The organism is Pseudomonas sp. P9_31 (genome assembly GCF_034008235.1).
GTDB lineage: Bacteria > Pseudomonadota > Gammaproteobacteria > Pseudomonadales > Pseudomonadaceae > Aquipseudomonas.
Window position 1 is genome coordinate 134,536 of the sequence record NZ_CP125375.1, and the last position, 14,124, is coordinate 148,659.

Here is a 14,124-nt window from a genome sequence, read left to right on the forward strand (position 1 = left end):
GGTAAACAATGAGTTACGCAGTTTTCGGCAGCGGTTACGCTTCAGTTCATCGAGGCCAGAAGGAGTTGGTGAGGCAGTGTGTTGTCGCCTTATTGACGGTTCGATCTTCTCGGTCGAAAGCGGAGAAAAACAGGTGTTGACAGCAGCGACTAACGCTGTAGAATTCGCCTCCCGCTAACGAGAGATCGGAAGCGCAAGTGGTTGAAGTTGCAAAGGAAACTTTGAAAACTTCTGAAAATAACCGCTTGACAGCAACAGAGGCTGCTGTAGAATGCGCGCCTCGGTTGAGACGAAAGATCTTAACCAACCGCTCTTTAACAACTGAATCAAGCAATTCGTGTGGGTGCTTGTGGAGTCAGACTGATAGTCAACAAGATTATCAGCATCACAAGTTACTCCGCGAGAAATCAAAGATGTAACCAACGATTGCTGAGCCAAGTTTAGGGTTTCTTAAAAACCCAAAGATGTTTGAACTGAAGAGTTTGATCATGGCTCAGATTGAACGCTGGCGGCAGGCCTAACACATGCAAGTCGAGCGGCAGCACGGGTACTTGTACCTGGTGGCGAGCGGCGGACGGGTGAGTAATGCCTAGGAATCTGCCTGGTAGTGGGGGATAACGCTCGGAAACGGACGCTAATACCGCATACGTCCTACGGGAGAAAGCAGGGGACCTTCGGGCCTTGCGCTATCAGATGAGCCTAGGTCGGATTAGCTAGTTGGTGAGGTAATGGCTCACCAAGGCGACGATCCGTAACTGGTCTGAGAGGATGATCAGTCACACTGGAACTGAGACACGGTCCAGACTCCTACGGGAGGCAGCAGTGGGGAATATTGGACAATGGGCGAAAGCCTGATCCAGCCATGCCGCGTGTGTGAAGAAGGTCTTCGGATTGTAAAGCACTTTAAGTTGGGAGGAAGGGCAGTTACCTAATACGTAATTGTTTTGACGTTACCGACAGAATAAGCACCGGCTAACTCTGTGCCAGCAGCCGCGGTAATACAGAGGGTGCAAGCGTTAATCGGAATTACTGGGCGTAAAGCGCGCGTAGGTGGTTCGTTAAGTTGGATGTGAAATCCCCGGGCTCAACCTGGGAACTGCATTCAAAACTGTCGAGCTAGAGTATGGTAGAGGGTGGTGGAATTTCCTGTGTAGCGGTGAAATGCGTAGATATAGGAAGGAACACCAGTGGCGAAGGCGACCACCTGGACTGATACTGACACTGAGGTGCGAAAGCGTGGGGAGCAAACAGGATTAGATACCCTGGTAGTCCACGCCGTAAACGATGTCAACTAGCCGTTGGGAGCCTTGAGCTCTTAGTGGCGCAGCTAACGCATTAAGTTGACCGCCTGGGGAGTACGGCCGCAAGGTTAAAACTCAAATGAATTGACGGGGGCCCGCACAAGCGGTGGAGCATGTGGTTTAATTCGAAGCAACGCGAAGAACCTTACCAGGCCTTGACATCCAATGAACTTTCCAGAGATGGATTGGTGCCTTCGGGAACATTGAGACAGGTGCTGCATGGCTGTCGTCAGCTCGTGTCGTGAGATGTTGGGTTAAGTCCCGTAACGAGCGCAACCCTTGTCCTTAGTTACCAGCACGTAATGGTGGGCACTCTAAGGAGACTGCCGGTGACAAACCGGAGGAAGGTGGGGATGACGTCAAGTCATCATGGCCCTTACGGCCTGGGCTACACACGTGCTACAATGGTCGGTACAGAGGGTTGCCAAGCCGCGAGGTGGAGCTAATCCCATAAAACCGATCGTAGTCCGGATCGCAGTCTGCAACTCGACTGCGTGAAGTCGGAATCGCTAGTAATCGCGAATCAGAATGTCGCGGTGAATACGTTCCCGGGCCTTGTACACACCGCCCGTCACACCATGGGAGTGGGTTGCACCAGAAGTAGCTAGTCTAACCTTCGGGAGGACGGTTACCACGGTGTGATTCATGACTGGGGTGAAGTCGTAACAAGGTAGCCGTAGGGGAACCTGCGGCTGGATCACCTCCTTAATCGACGACATCAGCTGCTCCATAAGTTCCCACACGAATTGCTTGATTCATTGAAGAAGACGATAAGAAGCAGCCCGAAATTGGGTCTGTAGCTCAGTTGGTTAGAGCGCACCCCTGATAAGGGTGAGGTCGGCAGTTCGAATCTGCCCAGACCCACCAATTTTGCTTGTGTGGGAACGCCTGTAGAAATACGGGGCCATAGCTCAGCTGGGAGAGCGCCTGCCTTGCACGCAGGAGGTCAACGGTTCGATCCCGTTTGGCTCCACCACTACTGCTTCTGTTTGTTGAAAGCTTAGAAATGAGCATTCCATCGTGATGATGGTGAATGTTGATTTCTAGTCTTTGGCTAGATCGTTCTTTAAAAATTTGGGTATGTGATAGAAAGATAGACTGAACGTTACTTTCACTGGTAACGGATCAGGCTAAGGTAAAATTTGTGAGTTTAATCGCGAATTTTCGGCGAATGTCGTCTTCACAGTATAACCAGATTGCTTGGGGTTATATGGTCAAGTGAAGAAGCGCATACGGTGGATGCCTTGGCAGTCAGAGGCGATGAAAGACGTGGTAGCCTGCGAAAAGCTTCGGGGAGTCGGCAAACAGACTTTGATCCGGAGATGTCTGAATGGGGGAACCCACCTAACATAAGTTAGGTATCTTAAGCTGAATACATAGGCTTAAGAAGCGAACCAGGGGAACTGAAACATCTAAGTACCCTGAGGAAAAGAAATCAACCGAGATTCCCTTAGTAGTGGCGAGCGAACGGGGACTAGCCCTTAAGTGGCTTTGAGATTAGCGGAACGCTCTGGAAAGTGCGGCCATAGTGGGTGATAGCCCTGTACGCGAAAATCTCTTAGTCATGAAATCGAGTAGGACGGAGCACGAGAAACTTTGTCTGAATATGGGGGGACCATCCTCCAAGGCTAAATACTACTGACTGACCGATAGTGAACTAGTACCGTGAGGGAAAGGCGAAAAGAACCCCGGAGAGGGGAGTGAAATAGATCCTGAAACCGTATGCGTACAAGCAGTGGGAGCCCACTTTGTTGGGTGACTGCGTACCTTTTGTATAATGGGTCAGCGACTTATTTTCAGTGGCGAGCTTAACCGAATAGGGGAGGCGTAGCGAAAGCGAGTCTTAATAGGGCGTCTAGTCGCTGGGAATAGACCCGAAACCGGGCGATCTATCCATGGGCAGGTTGAAGGTTAGGTAACACTGACTGGAGGACCGAACCGACTACCGTTGAAAAGTTAGCGGATGACCTGTGGATCGGAGTGAAAGGCTAATCAAGCTCGGAGATAGCTGGTTCTCCTCGAAAGCTATTTAGGTAGCGCCTCATGTATCACTGTAGGGGGTAGAGCACTGTTTCGGCTAGGGGGTCATCCCGACTTACCAAACCGATGCAAACTCCGAATACCTACAAGTGCCGAGCATGGGAGACACACGGCGGGTGCTAACGTCCGTCGTGAAAAGGGAAACAACCCAGACCGTCAGCTAAGGTCCCAAAGTTATGGTTAAGTGGGAAACGATGTGGGAAGGCTTAGACAGCTAGGAGGTTGGCTTAGAAGCAGCCACCCTTTAAAGAAAGCGTAATAGCTCACTAGTCGAGTCGGCCTGCGCGGAAGATGTAACGGGGCTCAAACCATACACCGAAGCTACGGGTATCACTTAGGTGATGCGGTAGAGGAGCGTTCTGTAAGCCTGTGAAGGTGAGTTGAGAAGCTTGCTGGAGGTATCAGAAGTGCGAATGCTGACATGAGTAACGACAATGGGTGTGAAAAACACCCACGCCGAAAGACCAAGGTTTCCTGCGCAACGTTAATCGACGCAGGGTTAGTCGGTCCCTAAGGCGAGGCTGAAAAGCGTAGTCGATGGAAAACAGGTTAATATTCCTGTACTTCTGGTTATTGCGATGGAGGGACGGAGAAGGCTAGGCCAGCTTGGCGTTGGTTGTCCAAGTTTAAGGTGGTAGGCTGGAATCTTAGGTAAATCCGGGATTCCAAGGCCGAGAGCTGATGACGAGTGTTCTTTTAGAACACGAAGTGGTTGATGCCATGCTTCCAAGAAAAGCTTCTAAGCTTCAGGTAACCAGGAACCGTACCCCAAACCGACACAGGTGGTTGGGTAGAGAATACCAAGGCGCTTGAGAGAACTCGGGTGAAGGAACTAGGCAAAATGGCACCGTAACTTCGGGAGAAGGTGCGCCGGTGAGGGTGAAGGACTTGCTCCGTAAGCCCACGCCGGTCGAAGATACCAGGCCGCTGCGACTGTTTATTAAAAACACAGCACTCTGCAAACACGAAAGTGGACGTATAGGGTGTGACGCCTGCCCGGTGCCGGAAGGTTAATTGATGGGGTTAGCTAACGCGAAGCTCTTGATCGAAGCCCCGGTAAACGGCGGCCGTAACTATAACGGTCCTAAGGTAGCGAAATTCCTTGTCGGGTAAGTTCCGACCTGCACGAATGGCGTAACGATGGCGGCGCTGTCTCCACCCGAGACTCAGTGAAATTGAAATCGCTGTGAAGATGCAGTGTATCCGCGGCTAGACGGAAAGACCCCGTGAACCTTTACTATAGCTTTGCACTGGACTTTGAATTTGCTTGTGTAGGATAGGTGGGAGGCTTTGAAGCGTGGACGCCAGTTCGCGTGGAGCCATCCTTGAAATACCACCCTGGCAACTTTGAGGTTCTAACTCAGGTCCGTTATCCGGATCGAGGACAGTGTATGGTGGGTAGTTTGACTGGGGCGGTCTCCTCCTAAAGAGTAACGGAGGAGTACGAAGGTGCGCTCAGACCGGTCGGAAATCGGTCGTAGAGTATAAAGGCAAAAGCGCGCTTGACTGCGAGACAGACACGTCGAGCAGGTACGAAAGTAGGTCTTAGTGATCCGGTGGTTCTGTATGGAAGGGCCATCGCTCAACGGATAAAAGGTACTCCGGGGATAACAGGCTGATACCGCCCAAGAGTTCATATCGACGGCGGTGTTTGGCACCTCGATGTCGGCTCATCACATCCTGGGGCTGAAGCCGGTCCCAAGGGTATGGCTGTTCGCCATTTAAAGTGGTACGCGAGCTGGGTTTAGAACGTCGTGAGACAGTTCGGTCCCTATCTGCCGTGGACGTTTGAGATTTGAGAGGGGCTGCTCCTAGTACGAGAGGACCGGAGTGGACGAACCTCTGGTGTTCCGGTTGTCACGCCAGTGGCATTGCCGGGTAGCTATGTTCGGAATAGATAACCGCTGAAAGCATCTAAGCGGGAAACTAGCCTCAAGATGAGATCTCACTGGGACCTTGAGTCCCCTGAAGGGCCGTCGAAGACTACGACGTTGATAGGTTGGGTGTGTAAGCGCTGTGAGGCGTTGAGCTAACCAATACTAATTGCCCGTGAGGCTTGACCATATAACACCCAAGCAATTTGCTGACTCGAAAGAGCACCAGATTGCGGTGTGTGAAGACGCAATGAACCGAAAGTTCGAGAAACACACAAACTATCGCATACCCAATTTGCTGAAGCGTCGAAAGACGATTCGGTACCCGAATTTCTTGACGACCATAGAGCATTGGAACCACCTGATCCCATCCCGAACTCAGCAGTGAAACGATGCATCGCCGATGGTAGTGTGGGGTTTCCCCATGTGAGAGTAGGTCATCGTCAAGATTAAATTCCGAAACCCCTATCTGCGTATGCAGGTAGGGGTTTTGTTTTAGTAGAAGTCACCGATTTTGCTGGCACGTTACCGCTGTAACGGGCTGGTCACAGAATTTCTTGACGACCATAGAGCATTGGAACCACCTGATCCCATCCCGAACTCAGCAGTGAAACGATGCATCGCCGATGGTAGTGTGGGGTTTCCCCATGTGAGAGTAGGTCATCGTCAAGATTGAATTCCGAAACCCCTGTCTGCTTATGCAGACAGGGGTTTTGTCTTTCTGGGCTTATAGAAATTCAAGCCCGAAGCAGGTCAGATCCCAAGTCTGCGTGTCTCGCTACTCCGTCGAGCCAGTAACACCAGATATAGACCAACGCCCAGTAATCCGTCCTCTCTAGCACGCCGTTCGGCGGGTATCTGACGGGTTTCGTACAAATCCCTAAGTTTTCTCTCGTTCGTGCCGAAAGAGTGATGAGACATGCGTGCACCAAAGTAGAGCGGCTCCAGTATGCCGTCTGCGCTGTTACATGGAATGTTGCAACCCGGAACGCGTCCCCACTTTTGCATAAGAAGTCCCATGATATGAATCTCAAGTTCAGCCATAAAATTCTGCTGGCCGCTTCAGGCGTCGTGGTGCTGGCTTTTGCGTTGTTCACTTTGTACAACGACTATCTGCAGCGAAACACCATTCGGCAAAACCTCGAGTCCTCCGTTGAACAAGCCGGCGACCTGACCGCCAGCAGCGTACAAAACTGGATGAGCGGTCGCATACTGGTTCTGGAAAACCTCGCGCAGAACGTCGCTCATCAAGGCGCCAATGCCGATTTGCCGGGGCTGGTCGATCAACCCGCCCTCACCTCGAACTTCCAGTTCACCTACGTCGGGCAAGCCAATGGTGTGTTCACCCAGCGCCCTGACGCGAAGATGCCGGACGGCTATGATCCGCGTCAGCGCCCCTGGTACAAACAAGCCGTAGTCGCCGACAAAACCATGCTGACTCCGCCTTATATGGCCGCAGTCGGCGGGCTGGTGGTGACCATCGCCATGCCGGTGAAAAAGAATGGCGAACTGCTGGGCGTGGTCGGCGGTGACCTGAGCCTGGAAACCCTGGTGACGATCATCAACTCGGTGGATTTCGGTGGCATCGGTCACGCGTTCCTCGTCAGCGCCGACGGTCAGGTGATCGTCAGCCCGGACAAGGATCAGGTGATGAAGAACCTGAAAGACATCTATCCGGGTTCCAGCGTCCGCATCGAAAAGGGCAACCAGGAAGTCGAATTGAACAAGCAGGATCGCATCCTCTCATTCACGCCAGTGAGCGGTTTGCCGGGTGCCGAGTGGTACGTCGGTCTGTCGATCGACAAGGCCAAGGCCTACGCGCCACTGCGCCAGTTCCGCACCTCGGCGCTGATCGCGATGTTCATCGCCGTGACCGCCATTGCGGTGCTGCTCAGCTTGCTGATCAACGTGCTGATGCGTCCGCTGACCACGATGGGCCGTGCGATGCAGGACATCGCTCAGGGCGAGGGCGACCTGACCCGTCGTCTGGTTGTAGAAAGCAAAGATGAGTTCGGCGAGTTGGGCGGTTCCTTTAACCAGTTCGTGGAGCGGATTCACGCGTCGATTTCCGAGGTGTCCTCGGCGACCCGCCAGGTTCATGACCTGTCGCAACGGGTGATGGCGTCGTCCAACGCCTCGATCATCGGTTCCGACGAACAAAGCGCCCGCACCAATAGTGTGGCCGCAGCGATCAACCAGTTGGGCGCCGCCACTCAGGAAATCGCCCGCAACGCCGCCGATGCTTCGCAACATGCCAGCGGCGCGAGTGAGCAGGCCGATGACGGTCGTCAGGTGGTGGAGAAAACCATCCTGGCCATGACTGAGCTGTCGCAGAAAATCAGCCTGTCCTGCACGCAGATCGAAACGCTGAATGCGAGCACCGACAACATCGGCCACATTCTGGATGTGATCAAAGGCATCTCCCAGCAGACCAACTTGCTGGCGCTCAACGCGGCCATCGAGGCGGCCCGTGCCGGTGAGGCCGGTCGAGGTTTTGCGGTGGTGGCGGACGAGGTGCGTAACCTCGCTCATCGCACCCAGGAGTCGGCGGAAGAAATCCACAAGATGATCAGCTCGCTGCAGATCGGTTCTCGCGAAGCGGTGACTACGATGAACGCCAGTCAGGTGTCCAGCGAGCAGAGTGTCGAAGTGGCGAACCAGGCCGGCCTGCGACTGGTCAGCGTGACCCAGCGCATCGGCGAAATCGACGGGATGAACCAGTCGGTGGCCGCGGCGACCGAGGAGCAGACTGCCGTGGTGGAAACCCTCAACGTCGACGTCAACCAGATCAACCTGCTGAACCAGCAGAGCGTAGCTAACCTCAATGAAACATTGAAGGATTGCGATGCGCTGTCTCAGCAGGCCAGTCGGTTGAAGCAACTGGTTGATAGTTTCAAGATCTGATTGAGGTCAGTTCTACAGCGTTATCGTTCAATCGCGAGCAGGCTCGCTCCCACATGGGATTTTCAGTGATCACAACATTTGTGAACGACTGAGAACCCTGTGGGAGCGAGCCTGCTCGCGATAGCGGTGCACCAGTCACCGCTGAACCAAAGCCTTACACAAACAGCTTCAACACATTCCCCATCGCATCATCGGCAAACCCCTGAACGAAATCCTTGAACCCCGGCAGGGCCTCGGCGCCACCCTGAGCCGGTTCGGCGATGATGGTCCAGGTCGCCCGTGACTTGCCTGCGCCTAGGGATTCCACACTCATCGCCGCCCACAAATTGGCCACGCCCAGCGTGTTGTAGATGGTGGTCCAGGTCATGTTCAGCGCCTGGTCGTCCCGGGAGTTGAGCTGCTCGACCACCAGGTTGCCGTCCTTGAAGAATTTCTTGCGCAGCGATGACACACCTTCGCCCGTCATCTCGATGTGCGACAGCGCCGGAATGAATCGGTCGAAGCCGGCAAAGTTGCCGACCACCGTCCAGACTTGCGCTGCCTCGGTAGGTACTTCCACCGAAGACACGACGTGGCAGCCGTGAGGGTTTTTGATCAGGGTATCGGGTTGCAGAGTGTTCATGGTTTTTGCTCCGTGCTGGGTTAGGGTGAATCAGATGAAGTTGATTTCTTTGAGGTAGTCGCAGCCGCGGCGTAGCAGCGCCGGGGATTTTTCCGGGTAATGCGCGCCCATCTGCCGTACGCCGGCCTGGGCGTTGTCGTGGCCGATCATTGAGATGTCGCCGATGTCTTCCTCGAAGCCGTTGAGATAGAAACCCAGTACGCCAAACAGCGCGTTATCACTGTCGACCCGGCCCAGTTGTTGCTGCCAGTCGGCGACGCTGACCATGGAGAACTCCCGACCGGCCTCGCGAAAGGACGCCACGTAGGCGTCCCAGCTCAGGGGCTCGGGGTTGTGCAGGTTGAACACGGCTTTTTCGGCCTGGTAACGGCTGGCGTGGAAGGCGATGAAACGGGCGAGGAAGTCCACCGGCATCAGGTCGAAATTCAGCGCGAACTCCGGCACCTGACCGAGCTGGATCGAGCCCTTGAGCATCAGCATCAGACGATTTTTGTGGGGCTGGCAGACACCGGTGAGGCTGTTGAAACTGATGTTGCCAGGGCGATAAAGATTGACCCGCACCCCACGCTCCCGCGCCCGTTCGAGGATCCGCTCGCCGACCCATTTGGACAGGTTGTAGCCGTTCTTGATGTAGATCGGCGGCGTCTGCGCGGCAGGCAATTCCAGGACCCGGCCATCGTCGGAAATCGTGCTGGACGCCGAGAGCGTCGAGACGAAGTTGAAGATCTTCTTGCTGCGCCCTTCACACAAACGCAGGCACTCGAAAATCGGCTCGACGTTATCCCGCGCCAACGACTCGTAATCGAGGACGTGATTGACGTTGGCGGCGTTGTGCACCAGCGCGCCGAACTCGCGATCCAGGTGTTGGTAAACGTCTTCGCCAAGTCCCAGTTGCGGGCGAGTGATGTCCGCCGCGTAAACCTGCACCCGGCTAAGGTCCAGATGCTCCAGACGGTTTTCCCGCAACGCCTGAGCGAAGCGTTGCGCTGCCGACTGCCCGCCGCCATCGCGCACCAGGCATGCCACTTCGCTGGCGCCCCAGGCCAGCAGAGCTTCGACGATATGAACACCGACAAAGCTGTTGGCGCCGGTGACTATCACCTTGTGCACATCGCCCATTCGGCTGACCGGTAACGGCTCTATGTCCAGTTCACGAAAGGCATCGGTCAGGGCTTTTTCACTCAGCACCTCCTCTGTCCCGGAGCCGCGCACCAGGGTCGCCAGTTTCGCAATCGTCGGTAGTTCGATGAAGCGGTTGATCGAAATGCTGCGACCGAACTCCTCACGCAATCGCAGGAGCATGCGCGACAGCAGGATCGAGTGCCCGCCGAGGTTGAAGAAACTTTCGTCGGTGGAAATATCGCTGGCGGGCAGCTCCAGCAGCTCGGCCCAGATTTCCAGCAACTGCGCTTCATCGGCGCTGGTGGGCAAGCGCCGCTGGCTGTTTTCGCTCACGTTGACGGGCAATTCCAGCAGCGCTTTGCGGTCGACCTTGCCGTTGCTGGCGAACGGCATGGTTGCCAGTTCGGTCCAGGCGGTCGGCTGCATGTAGTCCGGCAGACACTGCATCGCGTGGGCTTTCAAGGCTTCGCGAGCGGCACCGGGTTGCTCTTCCTGAGGCTGCGCGAGAAACGCCAGAATCCGTCGATGAGGGTCGATGACCACCGCCATCTGGCGGTATAGCTGACTGTCGCGCAGGCAGCGTTCGATCTCTTCCGGCTCGACCCGAAAGCCGCGAATCTTCACCTGATTGTCTCGTCGTCCGCACAGTTCGATACCGTCGGCGGTCCATTTGGCCATATCGCCGGAGCGGTAGGCTCGCAAGCTTTGGCCGTTCGGCAGGCTCAGGTTTAGATAGCGTTCGGCAGTCTGCAGCGGGTTGTTCAGGTAACCCAGGCACACCCCTGGACCCACGATGTACAACTCACCGACGGTTTGCTCGGTCACCGGTTGGAAGTCTTCATCGAGAATCAGCACCTGACTGTTGGCAATCGGTGCGCCGAGGGTGCGGTTGCTGTCGCCGGTACGCAGTTGCCGCGCGGTGATCAGTACCGTGGCTTCGGTCGGGCCATAAAGGTTGTAGAGATTGCCTTGGCGGGTCAGTTGCTGGATCACGTAGGGTTCGCAAACATCACCCCCGGTCATCACATGATCGAGGACCTGCAACTGATCCAGCGGCAGGATACTCAACAGCGCCGGCGGCAAAAAGGCGTGGCTGAGTCGTTGGTGGCGGATCAGCTCGACCAGTTGCAACGGGTCGCGACGTTGGTCCTCGTTGGGCACGATCAGCTCGGCGCCCTGAAGCAGGGTCGGGAAAATATCGATCAGCGACGAATCAAAACTCAACGATGAAAACTGCAGCACCCGGCTCTGTTCGGTCAGCTGCACGTAGTCGGCGTACCACGCGGTGAAGTGCGCGAGGTTGGCCTGGCTGAGCAACACGCCTTTGGGATGGCCCGTGGTGCCCGAGGTATAGAGCGCCATGCATGGCGCGTCGAGATCGGGGCGTTGGTGCATCAAGGGGTGATCGAGGTTCACGTCGCCGATGTCGATACGGCTGATGTCCAGCCCCGGTATCGTCTCGCTGAGCGGGTGTTCTCCGTCATGCAGCAACAGCACTGCCCCGGCGTTTTCCAGAATGTACTGCTGACGTTGCAGCGGATGGCTTGGTTCCAGCGGCAGGTACACTGCGCCGCTGCCCAGGATTGCCAGAATCCCCGCATACAACGCGCTGCATTTTGGCAGGCAGATCCCGACCACCAAGGGGCCTTGATGCTGATTGAGCAACGGTTGCAAATGCTGTTGGATGGCGCGGCTGTGGGCGTGCAATTGCCGATAGCTCAGAACCGTGCCGGCGACGTTCAGCGCCGGCCGCTCTGCAGACTGAATGAAGCGCTGTTCAAGCCGCTCGATCATCGGGATCTGGCCGAGTTGCAGCAGCCAGGGTTCGGCCGTGGTGTTGAGCCGATGGACGTAGGCCAGGTGCTCCAGAAACAGCAGGTTTTCCACTTGCTCAAAGCGCGCGCAAGCCATCGGTTCGGCCTGCAGGAAATAGTCGACATCCCGGGAGAAACGGCTGACCAGCAGTGCCACGTGATCGACCAGCTCGGCCACTGCTCGCAGGCGCAATGCCTGGCCGTTGCCGGACGACTCTTCGGCGACCGGCACGCGAGTCAGCGGCGTCGAGTTGTACGTGTACAGCAAGTCCAATGCTGGCAGGCCTGAGGCGCCCGGCACGCCGACACCCAGCTGCAGCGTCAGGCGCGGTGCATCGCCGAAGTCCTGAAACGGCAGGCTCGCATCGTCGATCAGCAAATCAAACGTGCTTGGCGGCAGCTCCACCAGATTCGCCAGTCGCGCCAGTGAATGACCGTGCTGTTCGAGTTCCAGCGCCAGGTCGGTAAGGGCCTGGCTTTGCCCAATGAGCAAAATATCGAGACGTCTCATGATGTTCTCCTCGTTAAACCAGGTAATCGCTCAGGCTGCTTTGCACGCACGGTGAATCGAGCAGCGAACTGCTGCGGAAAAACCGCACGATGTTGGCGACCAGCGGGTGATGACGATTGATCGGGAAGGCCAGCCCCGACACTTCGCTCTTGAGTGCCCGCCGCGCCGTGTCGCTGATCTGCAAGGCGTCGATCAAGCGGAAGTCGAAGGACTTCTGGATGTCGTTGGTCAGGTAATGGCCGATGAATACCGGCAGGATGTGCGCGATGCACTGGCGATCGTCTTCGCTTGCGGTGTGCCAGTAGATGCGCACCAACCGCGCCCAGAACCCGGAGTGACGGCCCTCGTCGAGCAAGTGGTCGGCCATCAGGCCCTTGATCGATTGTTTGATCGTGTCGTCCTTGGCGAACGCCGCCACATCGCCGGTCACGGTGTTCTCGGCGATGGCCACGCAGATCAGCTCCACGGCGCTGCGCAGGTGCTCCGGTGCGAGCGCCACGGCTGCTGGAATGGCACGGCTCAGTTCGATTTCATCCGGCAGTCCGATCGGCTCGATGCCGGTCATGGCGACGGTCTGCTGCATGAAATCCATGGCCACCAGGGCGTGGTAATCCTCGTCCACCACCACGGTCATGGCGTCGTAGCGACAGGCGAACGGGAACGCCACGCTGAAGCGGTTTTTGGCGATGCTGCGGGCGGTCTTGTCGACGATCTCGGTTTCGAAAATCACCACGTCGTTGATGAACTTGTAGAGCGTCTGCACCAGGGCAAAGTCCCGTTGTTCCGGGCATTCACGCAGGAAGGTTTCGCTCAGCACCAGCGGTTGACGGCTCAACGGATAGATCAGCTTGTCGTCGTTCTCCAACATGCGCCGGGGACGGGTGCGAATGGTCGCGCGGCTCTCCCAGGCGTCGGCGAAGGATTGGTAGTCGGCGGCGTTCATGCGTTCACCTCCGCAACCGGTTCGCTCATGCTCAGGCGCAAGCCGTCCCACAGGGCGATGCGACTTTCCACGGCGGCGATGGCGCTGGCGTAGACGTCTTCTTCGCGCTGCGGATCGCCGTCGACCAGGCGGGCGAGGAGTTTCTCCGCCGCCGGGCCGTGGTCCTCGGAGTCGACTTCGATGTGCCGTTCCAGGTAGTAGCGGAAGGTCGGTGCCTGTTCGATACCGATGCCCCAGTCGTCGAGAATTCGCTGGAACATCTGCGGAATCACGCTCTCGCGGCCATGCAGGAACGCCGCCGCCACACTGTGCCCCGGCGCATGCAACGCCGTGTGCAAGGTGTGCCGCACGAACTGTGCGGCCGCCGGGTCGACGTCGACGCTTTGCAAGGCCACGTCGTAGCTCACGCCTTCTTTTTGCAGCGCCACGAAGCGTTCGACGGCGACCGTGCTTGCACCGACTTCGCGCATCGCATCCAGGTACAGCTCGAAATGACTGTAGTGACCTTGGGCGGGACGATCATCGGACTCTTCACCGAGCACGATCTCGTTGATCAGCCGCGCCGCCTGCGGATCTTGCGGCGGCAGCCAGGGTAGCTGAACGCAGGTCAATTCCTGTTGCAGGCGCTTGGTCAGCGACATGAAATCCCACACCGCAAACACATGGGTTTCCATGAAGCGTTGAAGGACCGATAACGAATGTATTTCAGAGAAGATCGGGTGCGCACTAAGTTCTGCTTTCTTCTGATTAAGACGGTCTTTAGTTGGTTTCATGAGCGAGCCTATAAGTGATCTGGAATGCCATTGAGGGTGGTGTTGATCAATAAGTGATGGTGGCTTGAAGTTTTCTATTGGCGAACGGGGGCCTCAATTGAATTGATGTTTTTAGGCGTGCGTAATTGCTAAAAAGTGCCTGGTTCACAGTGTTTATGGGCGGCGGAGAAAAACTAATACACGGGCAAAGTTTCCGGCAAGTTATTTTTTAATTAATTTA

General features: G+C 56.1%; 5 protein-coding genes, 2 tRNA genes and 4 rRNA genes. 7 read left to right on the plus strand and 4 right to left on the minus strand.

Features of this window, described 5'->3' with window-relative positions; genetic code table 11:
• Positions 1 to 470: 470 nt before the first annotated feature.
• The 7 genes from QMK51_RS00665 to QMK51_RS00695 all read left to right on the plus strand — a co-directional run bounded on the left by QMK51_RS00665 (position 471) and on the right by QMK51_RS00695 (position 8,119).
• Positions 471 to 2,009, plus strand: a 16S ribosomal RNA gene (locus QMK51_RS00665).
• Between the two features lie 82 nt (positions 2,010 to 2,091).
• Positions 2,092 to 2,168: transfer RNA gene (locus QMK51_RS00670), tRNA-Ile, on the plus strand.
• Between the two features lie 33 nt (positions 2,169 to 2,201).
• Positions 2,202 to 2,277, plus strand: a tRNA-Ala gene (locus QMK51_RS00675).
• Positions 2,278 to 2,513: 236 nt separating this feature from the next.
• Positions 2,514 to 5,405 (plus strand): 23S ribosomal RNA (locus QMK51_RS00680).
• Between the two features lie 143 nt (positions 5,406 to 5,548).
• Positions 5,549 to 5,664: ribosomal RNA gene (gene rrf / locus QMK51_RS00685) — 5S ribosomal RNA — on the plus strand.
• A gap of 107 nt (positions 5,665 to 5,771) precedes the next feature.
• A 5S ribosomal RNA gene (rrf, locus tag QMK51_RS00690) occupies positions 5,772 to 5,887 on the plus strand.
• The 16S, 23S and 5S rRNA genes sit together here with 2 tRNA genes alongside, the layout of an rRNA operon.
• A gap of 351 nt (positions 5,888 to 6,238) precedes the next feature.
• Complete coding sequence (locus QMK51_RS00695; RefSeq protein WP_320392876.1) at positions 6,239 to 8,119, plus strand: methyl-accepting chemotaxis protein; 1,881 nt, start codon at positions 6,239 to 6,241, stop codon at positions 8,117 to 8,119.
• 154 nt (positions 8,120 to 8,273) lie between these two features.
• Here the strand turns inward: QMK51_RS00695 and QMK51_RS00700 are convergent, their stop codons facing one another.
• Genes QMK51_RS00700 through QMK51_RS00715 form a run of 4 tightly spaced genes read right to left on the minus strand, consistent with a single transcriptional unit; the run spans position 8,274 to position 13,904 of the window.
• Positions 8,274 to 8,741, minus strand: coding sequence for an SRPBCC family protein (locus tag QMK51_RS00700; RefSeq protein ID WP_258698431.1), 468 nt, complete (start codon positions 8,739 to 8,741; stop codon positions 8,274 to 8,276).
• A gap of 30 nt (positions 8,742 to 8,771) precedes the next feature.
• A complete protein-coding gene (locus tag QMK51_RS00705) occupies positions 8,772 to 12,188 on the minus strand; it encodes a non-ribosomal peptide synthetase (protein WP_320392877.1) in 3,417 nt (1,138 codons plus the stop codon).
• A 13-nt stretch (positions 12,189 to 12,201) separates the two neighbouring features.
• Positions 12,202 to 13,131: a diiron oxygenase gene (locus tag QMK51_RS00710; RefSeq protein WP_320392878.1), complete on the minus strand. Its 930-nt coding sequence runs from the start codon at positions 13,129 to 13,131 to the stop codon at positions 12,202 to 12,204.
• Complete coding sequence (locus tag QMK51_RS00715; RefSeq protein ID WP_258698434.1) at positions 13,128 to 13,904, minus strand: DUF3050 domain-containing protein; 777 nt, start codon at positions 13,902 to 13,904, stop codon at positions 13,128 to 13,130. Before QMK51_RS00715 ends, QMK51_RS00710 begins: the two co-directional genes overlap by 4 nt.
• Positions 13,905 to 14,124: the final 220 nt, after the last annotated feature.